Source organism: Variovorax sp. SPNA7, from assembly GCF_033807855.1.
Classification (GTDB): Bacteria; Pseudomonadota; Gammaproteobacteria; order Burkholderiales; family Burkholderiaceae_C; genus Variovorax; species Variovorax beijingensis.
Window position 1 is genome coordinate 1,067,773 of record NZ_CP138513.1, and the last position, 24,087, is coordinate 1,091,859.

Here is a 24,087-nt window from a genome sequence, read left to right on the forward strand (position 1 = left end):
CCTCACTTCTCGCTCTTGAGCGGATTCGACAGCCGCAACGCGCCCCATGAGAGCGCCGCCACCACCACCAGCAACAGCACCGAGATCGCCGCAGCCGCGCCGAGCTGCTGGCCGACAAAGGCGGTCTTGTAGATGTGCAGCGCGAGAATCTCGGTCGAATCGCCCGGGCCGCCGAAAGTCAGCACGTAGATCACCTCGAGCACGCGGAAGGCGTCGATCAGCCGCATCATCAGCGTGATGGCGATCACGTGCATCACCATCGGCAGCTTGACCAGGAAGGTCATCTGCCACCACCTGGCGCCATCGATGCGCGAGGCCTCGATCACCGCGCCGTCCACATTGGCCAGTGCCGCCACCATCATGATGAAGACGAAGGGCGTCCACTGCCAGATGTCGGCGATCACGATGGTGGCGAAGGCCAGCGTCGGGTCGGCCAGCCAGCCGCGCGCGGCAATGCCGAACAGGCCCAGCACCGCATTGACGAGGCCGAACTGCGCGTCGAACAAGTAGCGCCAGGCCAGGCCGACAGCAATGGGCGCGATCATCATCGGCAGGATGAACAGCGTGCGGAAGAAGGCCGTGCCGCGCACTGGCTTCTCGAGCGCCAGCGCCAGGGCGATGCCCAGCACCATCTCCGCGCTCACGCAGACGGCGGCGAACAGCAGGGTGGTCCAGAGCGACGACCAGACGCGTGGGTTGGAGAAGGCCGACACGAAGCTGTCCAGCCCGACCCAGCGCGCGTCGCTCCACGGCGTGCCCATGCTCCAGTCGAAGAAGCCGAGCTGGAAGGCCGACAGAACCGGGTACAGGCAGGCCGCCACCATGATGAGGACGGCCGGGCCCAGGTAGAAGGCCGGGATCCAGGGAGATGTGCGCATCGCGGTCAGGCCTTGTAGCCGCCCTCGCGCATGATCTGCGTGACCGGCGCCACCAGGTCATTGAGCGCGGCTTCGGCCGTTTTCTTGCCCGTGAGCGCCTCGGAGATGCCGACGCCCAAGGCCTGCACATTGATCTTGTCCCACACCGGGATGATCGGCCGCCAGTCGGGGTTGGAGTACTTCAAGGCCTCCCTGAAGGTGATGAACTCCGGGTACTGGCGCACCAGTTCGGCATCGACCAATGTCGAGTTGCGCACCGGCGTACCGCCGGCCCGGGTGCAGGCCTTGTCCTGTGCCTTGGAGGTGAGCCACTGCATCAGCAGGAAGCCTGCATCGGCGTTCTTCGCGTTCCTCGGAATCGCGAGGCCCAGGCCGCCCGACTGCGATGCGCGCCGGGCGCCCATGGGGTGCAGCGCCCAGCTCACCTTGCCGGCAATCCGCGATTTGGAAGGATCGTTGACCAGGCCCGCGAGCGAGGTGGAATCGAGGTACATCGCAGCCTGCCCTTGCAGGAAGGCCGTGTTGCTCTCGCCCTGCCCGTAGGCCGGAATGCCGGCCGGCCCGGTCGCTACCACCTCCTGCAGGAACTTGAGTGCCTTGACGCCTGCCTCGTCGTTGAAGCGCACCTTCCATCCGTCGTCGAAGACGCTGCCCCCGAGCGGGTTCAGGTGCAGCAGCCAGGCATGCACGCACTGGTGGCCGGCCTGCCCGCGCGATGCCAATGCGCCGATGCCTTCCTTGTCCTTCAGCAGGCGCAGAAGCCTCGCGAAATCATCGTAGTTGGCGGGGGGCTGGAGGTTGTGCCTGGCAAAGATGTCGCGGCGGTAGGCCAGCACCGAGGTTTCGGCGCCATAGGGCAGGCCGTAGAGCTGGGCGCCAGGGCCTGCCAGGTAGCCCTTGGGGCCGCCGACCATGCCCAGGTTCTCCAGGTAGATCGGCACGATGTCGTTCAGGTCGTAGGCGGGATCGGCCAGCGCCGGGTTCTTGAGGAAGCGCTCCAGCGGATGGATGAGGTTCTTGGCGACGTATTCGCCCTTCCACATCACCACGTAGCTCACCAGGTCGTAGTCGCCCTGCGGCTTGGCCATCTCGAGCAGGTGCTTTTCCTTCATGCGGCCCATGGCCAGCTTGTCCACGTCGACCTTGATGCCGGTCTCCCTGGTGAATTCGGGCAGGATCTTCAGCATCGCGTCGTAGTGCGGATGCGCCGGAATGCCGAAGGTCACGGTCTGGCCCGCATATCTGGCGTAGCGGCTCTGCGCGAGCGCCCCGCGAAAAGGCAGGCCGGCGCCGAACACCGTGACCGCACCGCCCTTGACGAAATTTCTTCTCTTCATGGTTGTCTCCCTTTGGTTGAACGGCGACAGCGCAATCAGCGGCGCAAGGAGCGTCCGCTGCCGCTGTCGAAAACATGCAGGTCTTCACTGTCGAAGCCCAGCGCCAGCTCGTGGTGCAGCAGCGCATGGGCATCGCCCGGCAGCATCGCGGCCACGCGCTGGCCCGAGGGCGCGGCCATGTGGCCGACGATCTGGCTTTCGGTGCCGAGGTACTCCACCACGTCCACCTTGACGGCCAGCCGCACCGCGTCCGGGCTGGCGCGCAGCGCCTGCGGACGCAGGCCCAGCACCAGGTCCTGCCCGGCGGCGGGCGGATCGGCCGCGAGCCACGCGGGCGGCTGCCAGGCAAAGCCTTCGCCGCGAAGCACGCGCCGGCCGCCTTCCTCGGCATAGCGGGCCTTGAAGAAATTCATGGTCGGCGTGCCGATGAAGCCCGCCACGAACAGGCTCGCCGGCCGCGTGAACACGTCCGACGGCGTGCCCACCTGCTGAATGCGGCCCTTGTCGAAGATCACGATGCGCGAGGCCAGGGTCATCGCCTCGACCTGGTCGTGCGTCACGTAGACCGTGGTCTTGCCCAGGCGCTCGTGCAGCAGCGCGAGCTCGGCGCGCATGTGGCCGCGCAGCTTGGCGTCGAGGTTCGACAGTGGTTCGTCGAACAGGAAGACCTTGGGCTCGCGGACGATCGCGCGGCCGATCGCCACGCGCTGGCGCTGCCCGCCCGAGAGCTCCTTGGGCTTGCGCCCGAGCAGGTGCTCGATGTTCAGAACCTTGGCGGCCGCCGCCACCTTGCTGTCGATCTCGGCCTTCGGGCGGCCGGCCAGGCGCAGCGCGAACGACATGTTCGTGCCGACATCCATGTGCGGATAGAGCGCGTAGTTCTGGAACACCATGGCGATGTCGCGCGCCATCGGCGCCACGCGCGTGACGTCGCGTCCGCCGATGGTGATCTGCCCTTCGCTGACTTCCTCGAGCCCGGCGATCATGCGCAGCGTCGTGCTCTTGCCGCAGCCCGATTCACCCAGCAGCACCACGAACTCGCCGTCGTCCACGGCGAGGTCCATCTGCTGCACCACGGTCACCTCGCCGAAGCGCTTGACCACGTTGTTCAATTCCAGTCCTGGCATCTTGTTGTCTCCTTGAAGTTCGTTCTTGTCGGTGAGGGGTTCAGGGCGGGCCGAAGCGTGCGCGCCAGGCGGCCGCCGTGTAGCGGCGCACGCCCCAGCCCACCGCGGGCCGGCGGTTGCCCGGATGCGCGGCGCCCGGTCCCCAGATGGCCTGGTAGGTGTCGATGCAGCGGCCCTGGCGCTGCAAGCGCACGAAGGCCGCAACGAGCGCGCTCCACCAGAGGGCCAGGACCACGGCCATCCAGCGCGGCGCGTCGGCCGCGACGAGGCCCAGCGCAATGCCCACCCACGCCAGTGCAATGGCCAGCCAGCCCAGCGATTTGTGCAGGCGCTCGAAGCCGATGCGCCGGCGCGTCATGTCGTAGTGGTCGCCGCGCAGCCGGACATCGGCAGGGCCGCCCTTGCCGCCGCGCAGCAGGCCGCTGGCAACCTGCACCCAGCCCGCGATGCACAGGCTCCAGCCCAGCCACGCATGCACCTGCGCCGCGGTGCCGTGTCCATGGCCGAATCCCCACGCGAGTCCCAGCCCGGCAGTCATGGCCAGCACGCCGGCGTACTGCAACAGGCGATGCGCATGCCACCACGTCTTGTTGTCGAGCTGATGCGGCCACTCCTGCCCGGGCACGATCTTGAAGAAGCGCGCCGCCAATGCGCCGAGCGGCAGCAGGACGCCCCAGCCGAGCACCATCAGCCGCGCATGCCAGGCCATCCGACCGGCGATGTGGTGCTCGCTGGCACCGGAGAGCGGCGTGAGCAGCCAGTCCCACGGTTGCGCGGGCGCCGCATGCGCAGCGGCCGGAACGGCCAGCAGCGCCATCAGCGCGATGAAGCAGGCGCAACGGTGCGTCATGTCTTTCAGCCTGCAGCGGTGTACGCCGTCTTCACCGTGGTGAAGAACTCCTGCGCATACTTGCCCTGCTCGCGCGGGCCGTAGCTCGAGCCCTTGCGCCCGCCGAACGGCACGTGGTAGTCCACCCCTGCGGTCGGCAGGTTCACCATCACCATGCCGGCCTGGCTGTGGCGCTTGAAGTGCGTGGCGTACTTCAGGCTGGTGGTCGCAATGCCGGCCGACAGGCCAAACTCCGTGTCGTTGGCCGTGGCCAGCGCCTCTTCGTAGTTCTTCACGCGGATCACGCTCGCCACCGGGCCGAAGATCTCTTCCTTGTTGATGCGCATCGCCGCCGCCGATTCGCTGAACAGCGCCGGCGACATGTAGTAGCCGTCGGTCTCCAGCTTCAGCAATTCGCCGCCGGCCGCCAGCGTGGCGCCTTCGCCCTTGCCGATCGCGATGTATGCCATGTCCTGGTCCAGCTGCGACTTCGACGAGACCGGGCCCACGTCGGTGCCCTGCGCCAGTGCATCGCCGACCTTGATCTTCGCCATGCGCGCCTTCATCGCCTCGATGAACTTCGGGTAGATGCCTTCGGTCACGATCAGGCGGCTCGACGCCGTGCAGCGCTGGCCGGTGGAGTAGAAGGCGCTCTGCACGCTGAGCTCCACGGCCTGGGCCAGGTCGGCGTCGTCCAGCACCACCTGCGGGTTCTTGCCGCCCATCTCGAGCTGCACCTTCTTGTGGTTCGTGACGCACTGGATGGCGATGTTGCGGCCCACGCCGACCGAGCCGGTGAAGCTGATGGCATGGATGCCCGGGTGGCTGACCAGCGCCTCGCCGATCACGCTGCCGCGGCCCATTACCAGGTTGAACACGCCCGCCGGGATGCCCGAGCGGCTGATGATCTCGGACAGCGCCCAGGCGCAGCCGGGCACGAGGTCGGCGGGCTTCAGGACCACGCAGTTGCCGAAGGCGAGCGCGGGCGCGATCTTCCAGGCCGGGATGGCGATGGGGAAGTTCCAGGGCGTGATGAGGCCGACCACGCCGACCGGCTCACGGGTGATTTCGACGCCGATGTTGGGACGCACCGAGGGCAGCAGCTCGCCCGACAGGCGCAGGCATTCGCCGGCGAAGAACTTGAAGATCTGGCCGGCGCGGGTGGCTTCGCCGATGCCTTCGGCCTTCGTCTTGCCTTCTTCGCGGGCGAGCAGGGTGCCGAGCTCTTCGCGGCGCGCGAGGATCTCGGTGCCGATCTTGTCCAGGGCGTCGGAGCGCGCCTGGATGCTGCCGGTGGCCCAGGCCGGGAAGGCGGCGGTGGCGGCGGCCACGGCGGCCTCGACATCGGCGGCGCTGCCCTGCGCGTAGTGGCCCAGCACGTCGGACAGGTTGCTGGGGTTGAGGTTGGGGCTGTAGCTTGCGCCGGCACGCCATTCGCCTGCGATCAGGTTGTCGAAGTTTTGCATGGGAGGCCCTTGTTCAGCGTGCCCAGCGCAGCACCAGCGGATCGAGCCGCCGCGCGGTTTCGATCAGGCCCTTGCGGGTTTCCGGGTGCATTGCGGGCCAGGGGTGGCGCGGCGCTTCGCAGGCGATCACGCCGCCTTCCTTCATCAGCGCCTTGGCCGCGAGGAAGCCCGACTGGCGGTTCTCGTGGTTGATGAGCGGCAGCCAGCGCTGGTAGAGCGCGAAGGCCTGGTCGCGGTCGCCCGCGCGGTGCGCCTCGATGATCGGGCGGATGCCGTCGGGATAGCCGCCGCCGGTCATCGAGCCGGTGGCGCCGGCATCGAGGTCGGGCAGCAGCGTGATGGCCTCTTCGCCGTCCCACGGGCCTTCGATGGCATCGCCGCCCAGGCGGATCAGCTCGCGCAGCTTCGACGCGGCACCGGCCGTCTCGATCTTGAAGTACGCGACGTGCTCGATCTCGCGCGCCATCTTCGCGAGAAACGCGGCCGACAGCGCGGTGCCGGCGGCCGGCGCGTCCTGGACCATGATGGGAACGTCCACCGCGTCCGACAGGCGTGCATAGAAGTCATGGATCTGCGGCTCGGGCACGCGGAAGGTGGCACCGTGGTAGGGCGGCATCACCATCAGCATGGCGGCGCCCATGTCCTGCGCGCGGCGGCTGCGCTCGGCGCACACCGTGGTGCTGAAGTGCGTGGTGGTGACGATCACCGGCACGCGGCCCGCCACATGCTCGAGCACCGTGCGCGTGAGCACCTCGCGCTCCTCGTCCGACAGAAGGAACTGCTCGGAGAAGTTGGCCAGGATGCACAGCCCATCGGAGCCGGCATCGATCATGAAATCGACGCAGCGCTTCTGGCTTTGAAGATCGAGTGCGCCGCTTTCGGTGAACGGCGTCGGCACGACGGGGAAGATGCCGCGGAAGCGGGCGGAGCGCGTGGTTGTCATGGGTGTCGTGAAAGAAGTTGCGCGTCAGGTGACCACGCTGATTTGCCAGGGTACGAACTCCTGCTGGCCGTAGCCGTGGCGTTCGCTGCGCGAGGGCTGGCCCGAGGCGGTGTCCAGCAGCATGCGGAACAGGCGTTCGCCGAGTTCCGCGATGCTGTGCGTGCCGTCGAGCACTTCGCCGCAGTTGAGGTCCATGTCGTCCGACTGCCGCTCCCACAGTGCGGTGTTCGTCGCGAGCTTGAAAGAAGGCGAAGGCGCGCAGCCGTAGGCCGAGCCGCGCCCGGTGGTGAAGCAGATGAGGTTCGCGCCGCCCGCCACCTGGCCGGTGGCCGAGATCGGGTCGTAGCCGGGCGTGTCCATGAACACCAGGCCGCGGGCCTGCACCGGTTGTGCGTACTCGTAGACCTCGACCAGGTTGGTCGAGCCCGCCTTCGCGATGCCGCCCAGCGACTTCTCGAGCACGGTGGTGAGGCCGCCGGCCTTGTTGCCGGCCGAGGGGTTGTTGTCCATGGCGGCGCCGTTGCGCCCGCAGTAGGCCTCCCACCAGCGGATGCGCTCGACCAGCTTGCGCCCGACCTCGGGGGTCTGTGCGCGGCGCGTCAGCAGGTGCTCGGCGCCGTAGATCTCGGGCGTTTCCGACAGGATGGCCGTGCCGCCGTGCGCAACCAGCAGGTCGACCGCCGCGCCGAGCACCGGGTTGGCCGAGATGCCGGAGTAGCCGTCGGAGCCGCCGCACTGCAGGCCGACGACCAGGTGGCTCGCGGGCACGGCCTGCCGCTCGACGGCATTGGCCTGCGGCAGCATCTCCCGGATCAGCTCGATGCCGCGTGCAATGGTGTTCGTGGTGCCGCCGGTGTCCTGGATCGTGAAGCTGCGCAGCCGGGTGCTGTCCGTCAGCCCCTGCGTGGCGAGCAGCGTGGAGACCTGGTTGGTCTCGCAGCCCAGCCCGATGACCAGCACGCTTGCAAAGTTGGGATGGCAGGCATAGCCGCCCAGCGTGCGCTGCAGGATCGCAAGGCCTTCGCCTTCCGGGTCGACCGCGCAGCCGGCGCCGTGCGTGAGCGCCACCACGCCGTCGATGTGGGGGAAGGGCGCGAGCATTTCGGGATGGATGTCGCGCCGGAAGCGGTCGGCAATGGCGCGCGCCACCGTGGCCGAACAGTTCACCGAAGTCAGGATGCCGATGTAGTTGCGCGTGGCGACGCGGCCGTCTTCGCGCACGATGCCTCGGAAGCTCGCAGGCTCCGCTGCGCGCACCGTCGGGCGTGCATCGGCGGCGTGCGCATGGTCGCGGGTGAAGTCGCCCATCGCGAGGTTGTGCGTGTGCACATGCTGGCCCGCGTGGATCGGCCGGCTTGCAAAGCCGATGATCTGCCCGTAGCGGCGCACCGGGGCACCCGGTTCGATGGCGCGCGTCGCCATCTTGTGGCCCGGTGGAACGAGGCCGGCCACCGCCACGCCTTCGCTTTCGATGTACGTGCCCGCGACCAGTTGGTCGAGCGAGATCACGACATCGTCCCCGGCATGCAGCCGGATCACGCGCGCGTGGGGGTGGGGCAGTGGGAGCGGCATGGCGGGTGCACCGTCATTCGACGATGTTGAAGTCCTTGAGGTGCTCGGTCTTCAGCGTGAGGCCGAGGCCCGGCTTGTGGTCGTCGAGCTGCAGGAAGCCGTTCTCGGCCACCGGCTCGCCGTCGAAGATGTAATAGAACAGCTCGTTGCCCACTTCGACGTCGTGCATCGGGAAGTACTCGCTCATCGGCGAGGCCAGCGTGCTCATGGTCAGGTGGTAGTTGTGCATCTGGCCCGCATGCGGGATGACCGGCACGCTGTAGGCCTCGCACAGCGCATTGATCTTGTGCGCGGCCGTGATGCCGCCGACGCGGTTGGTGTCGTACTGCACCACCGACACCGCCTTGCGGTCCAGGAGCTGCTTGAAGCCGTAGAGCGAGAACTCGTGCTCGCCGCCCGAGACCGGGATGCTGGTGAGCTGGTTCAGCTCGGCATAGCCGTCGATGTCGTCGGCGATCACCGGCTCCTCGAGCCAGCGCGGCTGGAATTTCTCGAGCTTGGGCAGCATGCGCTTGGCGTACTCGAGGTTCCAGCCCATGTAGCACTCGAGCATCAGGTCGTTGTCGTAGCCGATCACTTCGCGCACCGCCTCGACCGACTTGAGGTTCTCCGCCACGCCCTTCTGCAGGTGCGCCGGCCCATAGCCGAAGCGCATCTTGAAGGCGGTGAAGCCCTGGTCGAGGAACTTCTGCGCCTCGGCCTGCATTTCATTCAGGTCGGTGCGGTAGAGCTTGGAGTAGTAGCAGGGAATCTTTTCCTTGGTGCGGCCGCCGAGCAGCTTGAACACCGGCTTGTTCACCGACTTGCCCAGGATGTCCCAGATCGCGAGGTCGACCGCCGAGATCGCGGCCATCGTCACGCCCTTGCGGCCCCAGGCGTGGGTGGCGCGGTACATGCGCTGCCACAGGTACTCGTAGTCCCACGGGTCGTGGCCGATCACCAGCGGCGCGAGGTACTGGTCGATGATGGCCTTGGCGATGGCCGGCGCCAGCGCCACGTTGCCCAGGCCCACGATGCCGTCGTCGGTCTCGATTTCGACCACGGTCCACGAGTGGAAGCGGAAGGTGCTCATGGTTTCCTGCGGCGCGTACAGCAGGTCCATCGCGTTGGAGCAGAAGTTGCCCTGCGGCGGAACGGTCTTGCCCTTCCATTCGAAAACGCGGGCGCGGACGGATTTGATCTTCATGAGGTCTCTCTGGTGTGGAAGGGATTCAAGCGGAGGCGTGGTTCGCGAGCCGGTGCGCAGTGCCCATGCGGCTCGCAATGCGGAAGGCCTGCCAGGTGGCTTCGACGCTGGCCTTGCCCTGGCCCGCGATGTCGTAGGCCGTGCCGTGCGCGGGCGTGGTGATCGGAATCGGCAGGCCGCCCTGCACCGTGACGCCGCGGCTGAAGCCCATCAGCTTGATCGCGATCTGGCCCTGGTCGTGGTACATGGTCACGATGGCCTGGTACTCGCCCGCCTGCGCCTTCAGGAAGATGGTGTCGGCCGGGAAGGGGCCGTGGAACGGCGACTCGGTCGGCCACTCGCGCGCCTGCAGGCGCTGCACGGCCGGGACGATGATGTCGACTTCCTCGCGCCCGCAAAGCCCTCCATCGCCGCCATGCGGATTGAAGGCCGCGACCGCGATCCTGGGCTGCGCCACGCCGTTGGCCAGCAGCGAGCGGTAGATCAGCTCGGCGGCCTGCTCGATGCGCTCCACGCTCAAATAGCTGGCCACGTCCTTCAGCGGAACGTGCGAGGAGATGCGCGAGGTCCAGAGTTCGCCCAGGGTGTTGAACTCGCAGAAGTAGCCGGTCACGCCCAGGTGCTCGGCGAAATGGTGCAGCTCGTCCTCGTGCTGCAGGCCGCCGATCTTCATGGCGTGCTTGTTGAGCGGCGCGAAGCAGATCGCGTCGACCTCGCCGGCCAGCGTCGCATCCATGCAGCGGTCGAGCACCTCCAGCACCGAGCGGCCGCCGGGCGCTGCCGCCTGGCCGCGCTGCACCAGCGCCGGATCGATGCTGTGCACGGCAAGGAAGGCGGGGCGCGCCGTGCTCGCGCGGCTGCGCACTTCGGTCAGCGAATGCACTTCGTCGGTGGCGACGGTGGTGCCGGCGATGCGCTGGCCTTCGTCCCACAGCCAGCGATCGCCGATCAGCACGATGTTGGCCAGCGCGGTGGCCTCGGGTTTGGCCAGCAGCCTGGCGATCAGTTCGGCGCCGATGCCGGCGGGGTCGCCGAGGGTGAGCGCGACAACGGGAAGGGAGGGGGTGTGCGTCATGTCAATCCAGGCGGATGTTGTTTTTCTTGATGACCTCGCCGAAGCGCTTGTATTCGGCGGCGTGGAACTGCGCGAACTGCGCCTGGGTCATGGGTGCGGTCTCGGCGCCGATGGCCTGCAGACGGGTCTGGGTCTCGGGCATCGCGAGCACCTGGTCGACCGCGTCGTGCAGCTTGTCCTGCACGGCCTTGGGTGCGCCGGCCGGCATGTAGATGCCGTACCAGGCGCTCATCTCGACCTGCGGCACGCCGGCTTCGGCCAGGGTCGGCACATTGGGCAGCTGCGCATTGCGCTTGGCGGTGGTGACGGCGAGCGCGCGGACCTTGCCGTTCCTGATCTGGCCGATCACCGAGGGCAGGGTGTCGAAGCTCAGCTGGACCTGGCCGCCGATCAGGTCGACCAGCGCCGGTCCGCTGCCCTTGTAGGGCACGTGCGCGATGTCGACACCGGCCACGTCCTTGAACATCTCGGCTGCGATGTGTTGCGTGCTGCCCGCGCCGCTGGTGGCGTAGTTGAGTTTGCCCGGCTCCTTTTTTGCGAGCTTGACCAGCGCCTGCACCGAGTCGGCCGGCACGCTGTTGCTCACCACCAGCACGTTGGGAACCGCGCCGACGAAGGCCACCGGCACCAGGTCGCGGTTGCTGTCGTAGTTGAGCTTGAGCAGGTGCGGCGCAATCGCATGGGCCGTGACCACGCCCATCACCATGGTGTGGCCGTCGGTGGACTTGGCCGTGGCGTCGGCCGCCAGGGTATTGGAAACGCCGGGCCGGTTCTCGACCACCACCGGCTGCTTGAGCAAGGGGCCGAGCCGGTCGGCCACTGCGCGGGCCATTGCGTCGGTGCCGCCGCCGGGCGCGGAGCCGACCATGATCCGGATCGGGCGGGTGGGCCACTCCTGGGCCTGCACCGCGCTGGCGGCGAGCGCCAGCATCCCGGCGGCCGTGGCTGCCATGTACTTCTTCATCTGCTTGTCTCCAGACTGTTTCGAGGAATCGTTGGCGGCAATCGTAGGGAGGCGATTGATTCCCGTAAACTGAAAGAACTTGATCGATCAATATCCTGAGGTAATCAATCGTGGGCTCCATCGACAGGCAGGATTCGACCCCTCAGCTGCTCAACCGCATTCGCATGAGGCAGGTGGCACTGATGCTGGCGGTGGAGGAGCGGCGCACGCTGCGCGCCGCTGCCGATCAGCTGGGCCTCACGCAGCCGGCTGCCACCAAGATGCTCCACGAGCTCGAGAGCGCGCTGGGCCAGCCGATGTTCGAGCGGGTCGGGCGCGGACTCAAGCTCAATGCCGCGGGCGAGCGCGTGATGGGTTACTTCAGGGGTATCCGCGGCAGCATGGAGGCGCTCAACCGCGAGCTGCACGAGTTCCAGCTCGGCAGCGTCGGCAAGTTCTCGCTCGGCAGCATCATGGCGGCCTCGCCCGGCCGGCTGACCGATGCGCTCACCGAGCTCAAGGCGGCCCATCCCCTGCTGGCCATCGAGATTGCGGTGGACACCAGCGACAGGCTGCTCGCCCAATTGCACGAGGGCGTGCTCGAAGTGGTGGTGGGGCGCCCCGTGGGTCCGGAAGCGGCGGCCTGCACCTTCAATGCCATTGGCGACGAATCCCTTGCGGTGGTCGTCGGCAACGACCATCCGCTGGCCGCGCAGTCACGCGTGGCCTTTGCCGACTTGCTGGAATACACATGGATCCTGCAGCCTGCGCACAGCCCCATGCGCGACGTGATCGAGCGTGAGTTCCAGGTGCACCACGCGGTGATGCCTCCCGGCCTGATCGAGACCGGCTCGATACTCACGACCATCAACCTGATCCGCAAGTCGCGGATGATCGGCGTGATCCCCGCGACAGTCGCGCTGCGGGACGCCCAGCACGGGGTGCTGAGCATCGTGCGCTACTCGATCCGGCACAAGCTCTCCACCTACGGCAGCATCGTGCGCAGCGACCGGCCGCTCAGCCTGCCGGCCAGGCACTTCCTGGAACTGCTGCACAGGAAGCGCTAGGCGCCCTACTCGACCGCGACCTTCCCCTCCTTGACCAGCTTCGCGAACTTCGCCGTCTCCTCGCGGATGCGGGCCGCCATCTCGGCGGAGCTGTCGCCGATCGGGTCGGCGCCGATCGCGCGCATGCGCTCGGCGAACTCCGGCGACTTGATGATCCTCGTCATCTCGGTGTGAAGCTTGGAGGTGATGTCCTTCGGCGTTCCCGCCGGCGCCAGCACGCCGAACCAGGTGCCGATGTCGAAGCCCTTGAGCCCGGCCTCTTCGAGCGTCGGCACCTCGGGCAGCACGGCGGAGCGCTTGGCGGTGGTGACGGCCAGCGCGCGCAGCTTGCCGCCCTTGATGTGCTGCAGCACGGGCGTGATGGTGTCGAAGGACATGTCGACCTGCCCGCCCAGCAGGTCGGTGGTGAGCGGACCGCTGCCCTTGTACGGCACGTGCAGCAGCCTGGCGCCGGTGCTGGCCTGGAACTGGGTGCCGATCAGGTGCTGCGCCGTGCCGTTGCCGTTGGAGCCGTAGGCCAGTTCCTTGGACGACGCCTTGGCAAGCGCGACCAGCTCGGCCACCGACTTGGCCGGCGTGAGCGACGCATTGACCACCAGCACGTTCGGCACCATCGCCACCGTGGTGATGGGCGCGAGGTCTTTCTGGAAGTCGTAGGGCAGCTTCTTGTAGACGCTGGTGGCGATGGTGTGGTGCACCGCGCCCATCAGCAGCGTGTAGCCATCGGGCCTGGCCTTGGCGACGTAGTCGGCGCCGAGCGTGGCGCCGGCGCCCGGCTTGCTTTCCACGATCACGGGCTGGCCCAGGCTCTTGGAGAGCGCATCGGCGAGCGCGCGGGCCAGCACATCGGTGGTGCCGCCGGAAGGGAAGGGCACGATCAGGTTGATCGGCTTGGCCGGCCACGGCTCCTGGGCGGCGGCCCAGGGCGCGATGCAAAGGCCGAGGGCCGCCAGGGCGGTGCCCGCGAGGGTGCGGCGCCCGATGGCGAATGGTTGCTTCCACATGTCTTTGTCTCCTGGCTGACGGTCTGCGCCGTGTGTTTTCTTTATGCGAGCCGCGCGCACACGGCCTGCGTGACCTGCGCGGTGGTGGCGCTGCCGCCGAGATCGCGCGTGTGCAGCGCGGGGTCGGCCGTCACGGCTTCGACGGCCTGCATGACGCGCCGGGCGGCCTCGGCCTCGCCCAGGTGCTCGAGCATCATCACGACCGACCAGAAGGTGCCGACCGGATTGGCCAGGCCCTTGCCCATGATGTCGAAGGCGGAGCCGTGGATCGGCTCGAACATCGACGGGTAGCGCCGCTCGGGGTCGATGTTGCCGGTCGGTGCGATGCCCAGGCTGCCGGCGAGCGCGGCGGCCAGGTCGCTGAGGATGTCGGCATGCAGGTTGGTGGCGACGATGGTGTCGAGCGAGGCCGGCCGGTTGATCATGCGCGCGGTCGATGCGTCGACCAGTTCCTTGTCCCAGGTCACATCGGGAAACTCCTTCGAGACCTGCAGCGCGATCTCGTCCCACATCACCATCGCGTGGCGCTGGGCGTTGCTCTTGGTGATGACCGTGAGCAGCTTGCGGGGCCGCGACTGCGCCAGTTGGAATGCGAAGCGCATGATGCGTTCGACGCCGGCACGCGTCATCATCGACACGTCGGTGGCGGCCTCGATCGGATGGCCCTGGTGCACGCGACCGCCGACGCCGGCGTATTCGCCCTCGGAGTTCTCGCGCACGATCACCCAGTTCAGATCATGAGGTCCGCAGCGCTTGAGCGGGCCGTCGATGCCGGGCAGGATGCGCGTCGGGCGCACGTTGGCGTACTGGTCGAAGCCCTGGCAGATCTTCAGGCGCAGGCCCCAGAGCGTGATGTGGTCGGGAATGTGCGGGTCGCCCGCCGAGCCGAACAGGATCGCGTCCTTGCCGCGCAGCGCATCGAGGCCGTCGGCCGGCATCATCACACCATGTTCGCGGTAATAGTCGCCGCCCCAGCCGAAGTTCTCGAACTCGAACTTGAAGCTGCTGCCGGCCGAGGCCAGCGCTTCCAGCACTTGCTGGCCCGCGGGCACGACTTCCTTGCCGATGCCGTCTCCGGGGATGGTTGCGATCTTGTACGTCTTCATGGCGATGCCTGCGGGAGGTTGAAAAAGAGCTTCCACTGTAAGAAACAGCAGCCCGCGGAATCGGCGCTAAAGTGAAGTCATCGTTAACCTGAGTTCAACAGTGGAGTCGCGATGAGCAGCGCCATTCTTCCGGCCGATCTCGGCTTCTTTTCCACGCTGGCGAGCGCCGGGAGCCTGAGCGCCGCGGCGCGGGAGCTGGGCATCACCACGCCCGCGGTCAGCAAGCACCTGGCGCTGATGGAATCGCGCGCGGGCGTGCTGCTGGTCAACCGCTCGACGCGCCGCATGAGCCTCACGCCCGAAGGCGAGCTGTACCTGGAGCACGCGCGCCGGATCCTCGGCGAGATCGACGGCATGGAGGAGCTGCTGGGCGTGTCGCGCGCCACGCCCAGCGGCCTGCTGCGCGTGAACGCCACGCTGGGCTTCGGGCGCAGTCATGTCGCGCCGCTGATCTCGCGCTTCGTGCGCAAGCATCCGGCCGTGGAGGTGCAGCTGCAGCTGTCGGTCAATCCGCCGGCGCCGAGCGAAGACCTGTTCGACGTCTGCGTGCGCTTCGGCGCGCCGCCGGACAGCCGCGTGGTGGCAAGGCACATCGCATCGAACCGCCGGCTGCTGTGCGCATCGCCCGCCTACCTGGCGGCGCGCGGCATGCCAAAGGTTCCGAACGACCTGGCCAGGCACAACTGCATCGGCATTCGCCAGGGCGAGGAAGCCTACGGCGTCTGGCGCCTGACGAGCGGCCGAGGCCGCCATGCGCGCACCGAATCGATCAAGACGCGCGGCAGCCTCGCGACCAACGACGGCGAGATTGCCGTGAACTGGGCGCTCGAAGGCCACGGCATCCTGATGCGGGCCGAGTGGGACATCAACCGCTACCTGCGCAACGGCCGCCTGGTGCAGGTGCTGCCGCAGTACTTCACGCCCGATGCGGATATTTACGCCGTGTATCCGCAGCGCCACCAGCTGGCCGCGCGCGTGCGGGCCTTCGTCGACTTCCTGGCGCTTTCATTCACGCAGCAGGCGGCGTCCGGCAAGGCATAGCCGGACGCGCGTGCGTCGGTCGCAGCCGTTCAGCGTGCCATGGCGCGGCACGCGGCCGCGCAATCGCGGCATGCCTTGGCGCAGGCCTGGCAGTGCTCGTGCTTGTGCCTGGCGCATTCCTCGCCGCAGGTTTCGCAGATGTCGGCGCACAGCGCGCAGATGGCTTTCGCGTGTTCGCTGCCGCGCGCCATGGCGGCCGCGGCAAACTGGCAGGTGGCCGCGCAATCCATGTCGAGCGCGATGCACCGGGCCATCATCTGGACGTCGGGCTCCTTCAGGCATGACGCGGCGCAGTGATGGCATGCGGTGGCGCAGCCGTTGCACGCCTCGATGCATGCGGCGTAGGTTTGATGTGGCATGGCTGTCCCCTTCGAGATTCGAGCCGCGGGAGTTCGCTGCTGCTGACGGCCCATGCTCGCCTGCCCACCCACCGCAGCTGTAGGAAAGGGGCGCGTCGGCGCGTGAGAACGGCTTGCCGCCGTGCAGCACGGGTGAGAATCCGCGGATGCATCCAACCAGCAGCACTTCATTCCTGCAGTCCACCATCCGGCCCGCCCTTGTGGCCGCAGCCATTGCAACGCTGGTCGCAGGCTGCGCGTCCGCACCGCCCGGGCCGGCGGCGTCGCAGCCGCCGGGCTCCACAGCGGGAGCGCGGCCTGCAACTGCGCCCACGCCCGCAGCCCCGGATGCCGCCGCGCTCGAGCAGCAGCGCTTCGCCAAATGGGTGGCAGACTTTCGCGCCACCGCGCGCGCATCCGGCATCCGCGAGGCCACCTTGCAAAGCGCCTTCGACCAGGTGCAGTTCCTTCCGCGGGTGATCGAGCTGGACCGCGCCCAGCCCGAGTTCACGCGCACGGTCTGGGACTACCTCGACAACACCGTCTCGCCCCAGCGCATTGCCACGGGCCAGGACAAGCTGCAGCAGGTCCGCGCCGAAGCCGATGCGGCCGCCGCACGCTATGGCGTGCCGGGCACCATCGTTGTCGCCATCTGGGGCATGGAAAGCAATTACGGCGGCAACTACGGCAGCACGCCGGTCATCGATGCATTGGCCACGCTCGGCTTCGAGGGCCGGCGCGAAGACTGGGCGCGCCGCGAGCTGCTCGCGGCGCTGAAGATCCTCGACAGCGGCGACATCGCGCGCGACCGCATGATCGGCTCCTGGGCGGGCGCCATGGGCCAGACCCAGTTCCTGCCCTCGAACTTCCTGGCCTACGCGGTGGATGCCGATGGCGACGGGCGGCGCGACATCTGGGGCAGCATGCCCGACGTGGTGGCCTCGACGGCCAACTTTCTCTCGCGCTCGGGCTGGCAGGCCGGCATGCCATGGGGCGTGGAGGTCAGGCTGCCGGCGGGCTTCGACTACGGCCGCGCCGACATGGCCGTGCGGCAACCGAGCGCGCAGTGGGCGGCCGAGGGAATCAAGGCGATGGACGACCAGCCGCTGCCGGAGTTTGCCGACGGCTCGGTGCTGCTGCCCGCGGGCGCGCAGGGGCCGGCCTTCCTGGTCGGGCCGAACTTCCGTGCCGTGCTGCGCTACAACAACTCGACCAACTACGCGCTCGCCGTGGGCCTGCTCGCGCAGCGCCTCGGCGGCGGCCCCGACGTGCAGGCGCCATGGCCAAGAAGCCTGTCGGCGCTCTCGCGCAGCCAGATCGCCGAACTGCAGACCGCGCTCACCCAGCGTGGCTTTGCCACTGGTGCGGCCGATGGCGTCATGGGCCCCGCCACGCGCGAAGGCCTGCGCCGCTACCAGCGCAGCGTCGGCCTGCCCGCGGACGGCTATCCGAGCGCGGAGCTGCTGCAGCGACTGCAGCAGCAGCCCTAGCCAGCGGGCCCATTAAACTGGGGCCGGGTGCGGGGCCGCTTGCTTCTTGTTTGCGGCGCCGCAGGTTCATGCGATGGTCGGGCCGCCACGCGGATCAGTCACGTCATCCCCCCATGCAAGAGCCCACCATCCAGTACGTTGCCGCAGCCATCTTTGCCGTGGCGCTCATCCACACCTTTGCCGCCAAGCAGTTCGAGCGGCTGTCGCACCGCTTCCCCCGGCACGCCGGCCTGTTCCACCTGCTGGGCGAGGTGGAAGTCGTCTTCGGCTTCTGGGCCATCGTGCTCGTGCTTGCGATGGCCCTGCTGGCCGGCGGCGAGCAGGCACTCGGCTATGCGGAGTCGCGCAACTACACCGAGCCCCTGTTCGTCTTCGTCGTCATGGTGGTGGCTGCCTCGCGGCCCGTGCTGCGCACCGTCATGTCGGGCGTGAGCCTCATTGCGCGCGTGCTGCCGCTGCCCACGCCCGTTGCGGCGGCATGGCTCGGGCTGGCGGCCGTGCCGCTGCTGGGCTCGCTCGTCACCGAGCCCGCGGCCATGACCATTGCGGCGCTCATGCTCGCGCCGCAGATCTTCAGGCCGAAGGTGCCCGAAGCCGTGAAGTACCTTGCGCTGGGCGTGCTGTTCGTCAACGTGTCGATCGGCGGCACGCTCACGTCGTACGCCGCGCCGCCGGTGCTCATGGTGGCCTCGACCTGGCAATGGGACAGCGCCTTCATGCTCGCCACCTTCGGCTGGAAGGCTGCGGTGGCCGTGCTCGTCAACGCCACGGTGGCCACCTTCGTGCTGCGCAAGCACCTGCCCGCCGCATCGGCCGCGGACGCGGCGCTCTCCGAAGCACCCGTGCCGCTCGCCGTGGCCCTGACGCACCTCGTGCTGCTGGCCGGCATCGTGCTGTTCGCGCATCATCCGGTGGCGTTCCTCGGGCTCTTCCTGATGTTCCTCGGGTTCGCGCAGGCCTACGAGCGCCACCAGAGTCCGCTGATCATCAAGGAGGCGCTGCTCGTCGGTTTCTTCCTGGCCGGGCTGGTGGTGCTCGGCGGCATGCAGCGCTGGTGGCTGGAGCCGGTCGTCTCCAGCCTGGAGCCGCTGGCCTTGTTCTTCGGTGCGCTGGGCCTCACGGCCATCACCGACAACGCGGCGCTCACCTACCTGGGCTCGCTGATCACGAACATCTCGGACGAATCGAAGTACATGCTCGTGGCCGGCGCGGTGGCCGGCGGCGGCCTGACGGTGATTGCCAACGCGCCCAATCCCGCGGGCGTCGCGCTGCTCAAGAGCGGCTTCTCCGACGAGACCATCGGTGCTGGCGGACTGCTGCTGGGCGCGCTCGGGCCCACGCTCGTGGCGGCCGCGGCCTTCATGCTGTTGTAGCGATGAAACCGCGCGGGGCGCGGGGTCGAAAGGAGACGAAAGCATGCGCACGTTCTTTCGCATGGGCCCGGCCGCAGGTGCGGTGCTCGCGGCGGCCCTGGCCATCGGCGGCTGCGCTTCGCATGGCGATGCTGTTTCATCCAGGAGCGCGCGGACAGCGCCGCCGCCCACCGATTGCCGCGCGTGGGTGGGCGTCGACCGCAACCACGAGCTGCCCGGCTACCGGCTGCCACAAGCCGATGGCCGCACCGTCTGCGTGCCGCTCGGCGTCAACGCCTACCGTCCGCCCGCGGGCTATGCCGGAAGCGACTACCACGTCGACGAATTCACCGATGCGCGGCTGAAGGAGCGCTGGCGCGCATGCAAGGCCGATGCCGCCTGCTTCGCGCGCATCGATGCGCAGATGCAGCGCTGGCTGCCGCCGAACAAGGCGCGCGCGACGCGTTCGACCGGCGTGGTCGATCCCTCCGGCAGGATCGATCCGGAAGGGCTTGTCGACCTGCGGCAGATCCGGCGCCCGGCCTTCTTCGCCAAGGCGCCCTATGCCGAGGCGATTGCGCGCGCCGATGCCGGCACCTTCGTGGTCGAGTTCACCGTGCCGCGCGACAGCTTCGAGCGCATCGACCTCAAGATGGCCGATCCGGTCAAGCTGCGCGGCTGGTACATCGAAGGGCGCGGTGTCGACGATGGCAAGGGCGGCAGGATGCGCGCGTTGGTGGTCATGGCGCCGGGCGGCGGCGGGCAGCTCACCGCGATCCAGCACCCCGACGAAAAGCCCTACCGCATCGACCCGGCCACGGGCAGGGCGGTCGACGTCAAGTTCCCGAATGCCACCACCGAGACCATGGGCCAGCGCTGGTGGCGCGAGAACCTCGATGCGCTCAACCAGGCGGGCTTCGACGTGCTGGCCTACGACCGGCGCGGCGAGGGCATCTCCGGCGGATTCAGCGACACCCACACGCTGGAGCAGGGCGAGGATGTGTTTCGCGTGCTCGCGCAGTTCGACACCGGCCACGGCCTGCGGCTGCTCGCGCCCGATGGCCGCGTGCTTGAAGGCGAGGAGGCGGCCGGCAAGCTGCTGGGCGGCATGAAGTCGACGCGCATTCCGATCCTGCTCGGCGGCTATTCGCGCGGCTCGATGTCGACCGCATGGGCCATGGCCAAGAACTTCTCGGGCGCGTGCAGCTACGACATGCCGGTGCCCGAATGCCAGCCGCCCAAGGGGCTCTCGAACATCAAGGGCGCCATTTTGTTGGCGTCCTTCGCGAGCGGCGCGGGCTACCTGCCCGCATCGCCCGACCTGGCCGACCGCAACCTGTTCCTTGGCGGCATGGCGGCGGACCATCACATCCTTTTCTATCCGAACTCGGCGCCGCTCGCAGGCATGCACAAGTGGCCGGCCGCCTTCTTCGGCAAGGGCCTGTGGGACCGCGCCGAAACACTGGAAGGCACCGTGGCCGCCTACGATCGCATTCGCGGTGCACGCGAAATCGTGGTGGCCCGCGCACCTCATTCGATCGAGACCTGGCCCGAGAGCGACAGGCAGTACCTGCGCGAGCGGATGATCGCCTTCGCGAAGGTCGCGATCACGGGCGGCATCACCGTGCCGGGCGCAAAGCCCTGGTCCAACCTCAAGGAGCTGGTCGCGACCACGCCTGATTCGTGGGAGGCGTCGTCGAGGCCGAAAGAATGAAGCGCGCCTTCTACGCTCCAAACAGCATGGTGGCGAGAAACCAGGTTGCCCAAAGAGCCGCATAGCCGGCGCCCCAGAGCACGCACACAAAGGCGACGGCGTACACGATCCGGCGGCCCACCCCCGGCGCATGAGGCACACAGCGCCAATAGATCCATGCGGCCCAAGGCAGGAGGATCGAAACTTCGATGAAGAGCGTAAGCATCGGCGCGAACTCTCCCAATGAAGAGAACGCGCTGCTCCCGACGGAGCCTGCCAGCACCTGAACCAGCGGCGAGGCAACGACCCATAGCGCGACATGCAAACCGAGTCGCCAGCCCGCCTTCATCGCAGTGCCTCGCCTTTGAAGAAGTGCAGATGACATCGTTCTCCCTTTGATTGGCCAGTTGCCCTGGCTCATTCGCCGCATGATATCGACCGATCCAGTCGGTTCGGTCGCGCGCCGCCGCTTGACTTCTCATCCATGATGTTGGATATTCCTCCGACATCATGGAAATCCAATCACCCAGCCTCAACGACCGCATCGCGCAGCGCGTGCGAGACCTGCGCGCCGACCGCGGCCTTTCGCTCGATGCGCTGGCGGCGCATTGCGGCGTCAGCCGCTCGATGATCTCGCTCATCGAGCGCGGCGAAAGCAGCCCGACGGCGGTGCTGCTCGAAAAACTCGCAACCGGCCTCGGCGTTCCGCTGGCGTCGTTGTTCGAGGCGCCGGTGCCCGCGTCGGGGCCGGTGTCCCGGCTGGCCGACCAGCCGCAATGGCGCGATCCGCATTCGGGCTATGTGCGCCGCAACGTGTCGCCCGGCGGCTCCGCATCGCCGATCCACATCGTCGAGATTCTTTTTCCGCCCAAGGCGCGCGTGGCCTACGAAACCGGCCCGCGGGAACCCCAGGTTCACCAGCAGGTGTGGGTGCTCGAAGGAAGCATCGAAGTCACGCTCGGCGACGACCGCCACCGGCTCGCCGTGGGCGACTGCCTGGCGCTGGTGCTCGACCGCCCCACCAGCTACTACAACCCCACCCGGCAGATCGCGCGCTATGCCGTCGTGATCGCCACCTCGCCCTCTTCCTGGAGATGACATGACCCAAACTGCGGCAACAACCCCCGCGCCACGCGTCCGCCTTCTTTCCAGCGTCGACGACGTCCATGTCCGGCAGCTGGCCGACGTGCTCGTCGACTGCGTCGAAGGCGGCGCCTCGGTCAGCTTCATGCTGCCGCTCACGCCCGAGCGCGCCCAGGCCTTTTGGCAGCGCGTGGCCGAAGGCGTGGCAAGCGGCGAGCGTGCGTTGCTGGTGGCGGAAGATGCGCAAGGCATCGTCGGCACCGTGCAGTTGGTGCTCGGGCAGCCCGAGAACCAGCCGCACCGCGCCGAGGTCTCGAAGATGCTCGTGCACCGGCGCGCCCGGCGCCAGGGCATCGGCGCGCTGCTGATGCAGGCCGCCGAGCAGCTCGCGCACGAGCACGGAAAGAGCCTGCTCGTGCTCGACACCTCCAGCGCCGAGGCCGAGCGGCTCTATGCCCGGCTCGGCTGGACCCGCGTCGGCGTGATTCCAGGCTATGCGCTGCTGCCCGGCGGCGCGCCCTGCGACACCACCTACTTCTATCGCGCGCTGGCGCCGCAGGCGCGGTAGCCTGCGGTGTTGCCGCCCGCGGCGCGCGCTGCGGGTGCGGCCGCCGCCCTGCGGCTCGCGGCCGTATGCAGCAGCAGTCCGCCGACCACCATCGCCATGCCGGCCAGCTCGTTGGCCGAGGGCAGCTTGCCCAGCGCAACGCCCATCAGCAAGGCCGACACCGGAACGAAATTCAGGAACGCCGTGCCGGTGACGGCGCCCAGCGTGCGAACGCCGTAGTTGAAGGCCAGCACGGAGATGGCGGACGGCACCAGGCCCACGAACAGCAGCGCGTGCCACGACAGGCGCAGGCCCTCCGCACTGGGTGCGTGGCTCGCGCCGAAGGCGGTGGCGAGCAGCGCGCCCGCCAGCAGCAGCGGCCAGGAAGCCAGCACCGTGAGGGCCGAATACTCGACCACGTCGAGCGCGGGAAAGCGCGCCGCGCCGCGCGTGTACCAGATCCAGCCCAGCGTGCCGGCAAAGGCCACCGCATCGCCGAAGAGCGTCGAGCCGGCCGACGAGGCGCCACCGAACAGCAGGCCCGACACCATGGCGACGCCCGCGAGCGCCAGCGCCGTTGCCAGCAACGCCAGCCGCGCGGGCCGCACGCCGTCGAAGGCCCAGCGCATCAGTTGCGTGGTCATGGGCGTGGTGGCCACGATCACCGCGCCGTGCGAGGGCACCGAATGCGCGAGCCCGACGAACAGCATCACGCTGAAGACGCCGAAGCCCGCGGCGCCGCGCAATGCCAGCGGCAGCGCGTGCAGACGGAGCTTGCGCCAGGGCGCCGCGCCGCGCGGCAGCAGCAGCGCGGCGAACAGCAGGGCCGACATGCTGTAGCGGATCAGCGTGAGCCACACGGGTTCGACGTGGTGCAGAACGTCCTTGCCGACAAGGAACATGGCGCCCCACCCGGAGGTGGCGAGCAGCAGCGCGGCAATGCCGAGCGGGCGTGGATTGGCGGTGGACATGGTGTGCGGGCCTCGTTGCATTGGATCGATGGCGCCAAGCTTCGGCTTTTCCACGCCGCGCGGCCATTCGCTTCTTTGGACCGGGCGCTCCAAAAAAACGAAGGGACGCAGGCCGCGCCAGCGCTCACAATTTGCGCCATGGAGCTCTACCAACTGAAGACCTTCGTCGCCATTGCGAAGGAGGGCAGCCTCACCCGCGCCGCCGAGCGCGTGTTCACCAGCGCCCCGGCCGTCAGCGCACAGCTCAAGGCGCTGGAGGACGAACTGGGCGTGAAGCTGTTCGAGCGCACGCCGCGCGGCATGGTGCCCACGCAGGCCGGCCGCAGCCTGCTCGAGGAAGCCGAGCGCACGCTGGCCTCGGCCATGCGCATGCGCTCGGCCGCCGAGCAGCTGCGCGGCGCGGCGCAGGGCGTGGTGCGTTTCGGCACCGTGGTCGACCCGGTGGCGCTCAGGCTCGGCGAGGTGCTGGTCAAGCTCGCCGAGCGCCATCCGCAGGTCACGCTGCAGCTGCGGCAGGGCCTGTCGTTCGAGACGCTGGCAGCGGTGCAGCGCGGCGAGCTCGACTGCGCCTACGCGCTCAGCGACAGCGAGCAGGTCGAAGGCATGGAGCTGCTGCGCCTCGTTCCGGTCGAACTTGTGGTGACGCTGCCGCTGCCGCTTTCCGAGGCCCACCCGGGCCTCACGCTCGACGAGCTCACCCGCCTGCCGTGGGTGGGAACGCCGCCCTCGTGCATCCTGCGCACGCACCTCGAGAAGCTCTTCGCGGGCGCCGGCCGCGACTACCGGCAGGGCCGCACGGCCGACAGCGAAAGCGCGGTGCGCAGCATGGTCGCCAGCGGCATGGGCGCGGGCCTGCTGCGGCTCGACCAGGCCGAGCAGGGCCAGCGCAACGGCGAGCTCGCGATCTGGAACGGCTGGCGCTCGCGCACCTGGCTCTGCTGGCTCGCAGCCGAAGGCCGGCACGCGAGCGCCGTCGAGGCGGTGCGCAGCGCGGTGCTCGAAACCTGGGCCTGAGCGGCAGGCAAGGGCCGCCGATTTG

General features: G+C 68.5%; 23 protein-coding genes. 8 read left to right on the plus strand and 15 right to left on the minus strand.

Annotation, left to right across the window (positions count from 1 at the left end):
* Positions 1–2: 2 nt before the first annotated feature.
* From RZE77_RS04815 to RZE77_RS04860, 10 genes are read right to left on the minus strand one after another with little or no spacing between them, the layout of a single operon-like run.
* Positions 3–878 (minus strand): carbohydrate ABC transporter permease, encoded by an 876-nt coding sequence (locus tag RZE77_RS04815; RefSeq protein WP_319440921.1) that lies wholly within the window; start codon positions 876–878, stop codon positions 3–5.
* A 5-nt stretch (positions 879–883) separates the two neighbouring features.
* Positions 884–2,215, minus strand: coding sequence for an ABC transporter substrate-binding protein (locus RZE77_RS04820; RefSeq protein ID WP_319440922.1), 1,332 nt, complete (start codon positions 2,213–2,215; stop codon positions 884–886).
* Between the two features lie 35 nt (positions 2,216–2,250).
* Positions 2,251–3,342: an ABC transporter ATP-binding protein gene (locus tag RZE77_RS04825; protein WP_319440923.1), complete on the minus strand. Its 1,092-nt coding sequence runs from the start codon at positions 3,340–3,342 to the stop codon at positions 2,251–2,253.
* A gap of 40 nt (positions 3,343–3,382) precedes the next feature.
* Positions 3,383–4,192, minus strand: coding sequence for a cytochrome b561 domain-containing protein (locus RZE77_RS04830; protein ID WP_319440924.1), 810 nt, complete (start codon positions 4,190–4,192; stop codon positions 3,383–3,385).
* Between the two features lie 5 nt (positions 4,193–4,197).
* Complete coding sequence (locus tag RZE77_RS04835; protein WP_319440925.1) at positions 4,198–5,637, minus strand: aldehyde dehydrogenase family protein; 1,440 nt, start codon at positions 5,635–5,637, stop codon at positions 4,198–4,200.
* A gap of 13 nt (positions 5,638–5,650) precedes the next feature.
* Positions 5,651–6,580, minus strand: coding sequence for a dihydrodipicolinate synthase family protein (locus RZE77_RS04840; RefSeq protein ID WP_319440926.1), 930 nt, complete (start codon positions 6,578–6,580; stop codon positions 5,651–5,653).
* Positions 6,581–6,604: 24 nt separating this feature from the next.
* A complete protein-coding gene (locus tag RZE77_RS04845; RefSeq protein ID WP_319440927.1) occupies positions 6,605–8,152 on the minus strand; it encodes a UxaA family hydrolase in 1,548 nt (515 codons plus the stop codon).
* 13 nt (positions 8,153–8,165) lie between these two features.
* A complete protein-coding gene (locus RZE77_RS04850; protein WP_319440928.1) occupies positions 8,166–9,338 on the minus strand; it encodes an L-rhamnonate dehydratase in 1,173 nt (390 codons plus the stop codon).
* Between the two features lie 25 nt (positions 9,339–9,363).
* Positions 9,364–10,413, minus strand: coding sequence for a 4-hydroxythreonine-4-phosphate dehydrogenase PdxA (locus RZE77_RS04855; protein ID WP_319440929.1), 1,050 nt, complete (start codon positions 10,411–10,413; stop codon positions 9,364–9,366).
* 1 nt (position 10,414) lies between these two features.
* Positions 10,415–11,377: a Bug family tripartite tricarboxylate transporter substrate binding protein gene (locus RZE77_RS04860; RefSeq protein WP_405547008.1), complete on the minus strand. Its 963-nt coding sequence runs from the start codon at positions 11,375–11,377 to the stop codon at positions 10,415–10,417.
* Positions 11,378–11,487: 110 nt separating this feature from the next.
* Between RZE77_RS04860 and RZE77_RS04865 the strand changes: the two genes are divergently transcribed.
* Positions 11,488–12,423 carry a LysR family transcriptional regulator gene (locus RZE77_RS04865; RefSeq protein WP_319440930.1) on the plus strand — a complete coding sequence of 312 codons (936 nt, stop codon included), beginning with the start codon at positions 11,488–11,490 and terminating at the stop codon, positions 12,421–12,423.
* A 5-nt stretch (positions 12,424–12,428) separates the two neighbouring features.
* On the opposite strand, the gene RZE77_RS04870 is transcribed toward RZE77_RS04865, so the two are convergent.
* Both RZE77_RS04870 and RZE77_RS04875 read right to left on the minus strand, forming a co-directional pair.
* Entirely contained in the window at positions 12,429–13,427 is a 999-nt protein-coding gene (locus RZE77_RS04870) for a Bug family tripartite tricarboxylate transporter substrate binding protein (protein ID WP_319440931.1), read from the minus strand.
* 41 nt (positions 13,428–13,468) lie between these two features.
* A complete protein-coding gene (locus RZE77_RS04875) occupies positions 13,469–14,533 on the minus strand; it encodes a tartrate dehydrogenase (RefSeq protein WP_319440932.1) in 1,065 nt (354 codons plus the stop codon).
* 111 nt (positions 14,534–14,644) lie between these two features.
* Between RZE77_RS04875 and RZE77_RS04880 the strand changes: the two genes are divergently transcribed.
* On the plus strand, positions 14,645–15,574 hold the full coding sequence (locus tag RZE77_RS04880) for a LysR substrate-binding domain-containing protein (RefSeq protein ID WP_319440933.1): 930 nt from the start codon (positions 14,645–14,647) through the stop codon (positions 15,572–15,574).
* Positions 15,575–15,603: 29 nt separating this feature from the next.
* Here the strand turns inward: RZE77_RS04880 and RZE77_RS04885 are convergent, their stop codons facing one another.
* A complete protein-coding gene (locus RZE77_RS04885; RefSeq protein ID WP_319440934.1) occupies positions 15,604–15,933 on the minus strand; it encodes a four-helix bundle copper-binding protein in 330 nt (109 codons plus the stop codon).
* A 146-nt stretch (positions 15,934–16,079) separates the two neighbouring features.
* Here RZE77_RS04885 and RZE77_RS04890 point away from each other — a divergent pair, with 146 nt between their 5' ends.
* The 3 genes from RZE77_RS04890 (at position 16,080) to RZE77_RS04900 (ending at position 20,468) form a co-directional block, all read left to right on the plus strand.
* Positions 16,080–17,402 (plus strand): lytic murein transglycosylase, encoded by a 1,323-nt coding sequence (locus RZE77_RS04890; RefSeq protein ID WP_319440935.1) that lies wholly within the window; start codon positions 16,080–16,082, stop codon positions 17,400–17,402.
* Between the two features lie 113 nt (positions 17,403–17,515).
* A complete protein-coding gene (locus RZE77_RS04895; RefSeq protein WP_319440936.1) occupies positions 17,516–18,775 on the plus strand; it encodes a putative Na+/H+ antiporter in 1,260 nt (419 codons plus the stop codon).
* 43 nt (positions 18,776–18,818) lie between these two features.
* Complete coding sequence (locus RZE77_RS04900) at positions 18,819–20,468, plus strand: alpha/beta fold hydrolase (protein ID WP_319440937.1); 1,650 nt, start codon at positions 18,819–18,821, stop codon at positions 20,466–20,468.
* Positions 20,469–20,478: 10 nt separating this feature from the next.
* Here RZE77_RS04900 and RZE77_RS04905 read toward each other — a convergent pair whose 3' ends face one another.
* Positions 20,479–20,796 (minus strand): hypothetical protein, encoded by a 318-nt coding sequence (locus RZE77_RS04905; protein WP_319440938.1) that lies wholly within the window; start codon positions 20,794–20,796, stop codon positions 20,479–20,481.
* A gap of 161 nt (positions 20,797–20,957) precedes the next feature.
* Between RZE77_RS04905 and RZE77_RS04910 the strand changes: the two genes are divergently transcribed.
* Positions 20,958–21,545: a helix-turn-helix domain-containing protein gene (locus tag RZE77_RS04910; RefSeq protein WP_319440939.1), complete on the plus strand. Its 588-nt coding sequence runs from the start codon at positions 20,958–20,960 to the stop codon at positions 21,543–21,545.
* Between the two features lies 1 nt (position 21,546).
* The gene (locus RZE77_RS04915; RefSeq protein WP_319440940.1) at positions 21,547–22,098 is read left to right on the plus strand and encodes a GNAT family N-acetyltransferase; all 552 of its coding nucleotides are present in this window, start codon (positions 21,547–21,549) and stop codon (positions 22,096–22,098) included.
* Here RZE77_RS04915 and RZE77_RS04920 read toward each other — a convergent pair.
* The gene (locus RZE77_RS04920; RefSeq protein ID WP_319440941.1) at positions 22,068–23,048 is read right to left on the minus strand and encodes a DMT family transporter; all 981 of its coding nucleotides are present in this window, start codon (positions 23,046–23,048) and stop codon (positions 22,068–22,070) included. The genes RZE77_RS04915 and RZE77_RS04920 overlap by 31 nt on opposite strands.
* 138 nt (positions 23,049–23,186) lie before the next feature.
* Here RZE77_RS04920 and RZE77_RS04925 point away from each other — a divergent pair, with 138 nt between their 5' ends.
* Entirely contained in the window at positions 23,187–24,062 is an 876-nt protein-coding gene (locus RZE77_RS04925; RefSeq protein ID WP_307655140.1) for a LysR family transcriptional regulator, read from the plus strand.
* Positions 24,063–24,087 lie beyond the last annotated feature (25 nt).

What these genes read in the sequence shown, in the direction of transcription:
- RZE77_RS04815 (WP_319440921.1), bottom strand. Translation starts at nt 878, where the DNA reads ATGCGCACATCTCCCTGGATCCCGGCCTTCTACCTGGGCCCGGCCGTC.
- RZE77_RS04820 (WP_319440922.1), bottom strand. Translation starts at nt 2,215, where the DNA reads ATGAAGAGAAGAAATTTCGTCAAGGGCGGTGCGGTCACGGTGTTCGGC.
- RZE77_RS04825 (WP_319440923.1), bottom strand. Translation starts at nt 3,342, where the DNA reads ATGCCAGGACTGGAATTGAACAACGTGGTCAAGCGCTTCGGCGAGGTG.
- RZE77_RS04830 (WP_319440924.1), bottom strand. Translation starts at nt 4,192, where the DNA reads ATGACGCACCGTTGCGCCTGCTTCATCGCGCTGATGGCGCTGCTGGCC.
- RZE77_RS04835 (WP_319440925.1), bottom strand. Translation starts at nt 5,637, where the DNA reads ATGCAAAACTTCGACAACCTGATCGCAGGCGAATGGCGTGCCGGCGCA.
- RZE77_RS04840 (WP_319440926.1), bottom strand. Translation starts at nt 6,580, where the DNA reads ATGACAACCACGCGCTCCGCCCGCTTCCGCGGCATCTTCCCCGTCGTG.
- RZE77_RS04845 (WP_319440927.1), bottom strand. Translation starts at nt 8,152, where the DNA reads ATGCCGCTCCCACTGCCCCACCCCCACGCGCGCGTGATCCGGCTGCAT.
- RZE77_RS04850 (WP_319440928.1), bottom strand. Translation starts at nt 9,338, where the DNA reads ATGAAGATCAAATCCGTCCGCGCCCGCGTTTTCGAATGGAAGGGCAAG.
- RZE77_RS04855 (WP_319440929.1), bottom strand. Translation starts at nt 10,413, where the DNA reads ATGACGCACACCCCCTCCCTTCCCGTTGTCGCGCTCACCCTCGGCGAC.
- RZE77_RS04860 (WP_405547008.1), bottom strand. Translation starts at nt 11,377, where the DNA reads ATGAAGAAGTACATGGCAGCCACGGCCGCCGGGATGCTGGCGCTCGCC.
- RZE77_RS04870 (WP_319440931.1), bottom strand. Translation starts at nt 13,427, where the DNA reads ATGTGGAAGCAACCATTCGCCATCGGGCGCCGCACCCTCGCGGGCACC.
- RZE77_RS04875 (WP_319440932.1), bottom strand. Translation starts at nt 14,533, where the DNA reads ATGAAGACGTACAAGATCGCAACCATCCCCGGAGACGGCATCGGCAAG.
- RZE77_RS04880 (WP_319440933.1), top strand. Translation starts at nt 14,645, where the DNA reads ATGAGCAGCGCCATTCTTCCGGCCGATCTCGGCTTCTTTTCCACGCTG.
- RZE77_RS04885 (WP_319440934.1), bottom strand. Translation starts at nt 15,933, where the DNA reads ATGCCACATCAAACCTACGCCGCATGCATCGAGGCGTGCAACGGCTGC.
- RZE77_RS04890 (WP_319440935.1), top strand. Translation starts at nt 16,080, where the DNA reads ATGCATCCAACCAGCAGCACTTCATTCCTGCAGTCCACCATCCGGCCC.
- RZE77_RS04895 (WP_319440936.1), top strand. Translation starts at nt 17,516, where the DNA reads ATGCAAGAGCCCACCATCCAGTACGTTGCCGCAGCCATCTTTGCCGTG.
- RZE77_RS04900 (WP_319440937.1), top strand. Translation starts at nt 18,819, where the DNA reads ATGCGCACGTTCTTTCGCATGGGCCCGGCCGCAGGTGCGGTGCTCGCG.
- RZE77_RS04905 (WP_319440938.1), bottom strand. Translation starts at nt 20,796, where the DNA reads ATGAAGGCGGGCTGGCGACTCGGTTTGCATGTCGCGCTATGGGTCGTT.
- RZE77_RS04910 (WP_319440939.1), top strand. Translation starts at nt 20,958, where the DNA reads ATGGAAATCCAATCACCCAGCCTCAACGACCGCATCGCGCAGCGCGTG.
- RZE77_RS04915 (WP_319440940.1), top strand. Translation starts at nt 21,547, where the DNA reads ATGACCCAAACTGCGGCAACAACCCCCGCGCCACGCGTCCGCCTTCTT.
- RZE77_RS04920 (WP_319440941.1), bottom strand. Translation starts at nt 23,048, where the DNA reads ATGTCCACCGCCAATCCACGCCCGCTCGGCATTGCCGCGCTGCTGCTC.
- RZE77_RS04925 (WP_307655140.1), top strand. Translation starts at nt 23,187, where the DNA reads ATGGAGCTCTACCAACTGAAGACCTTCGTCGCCATTGCGAAGGAGGGC.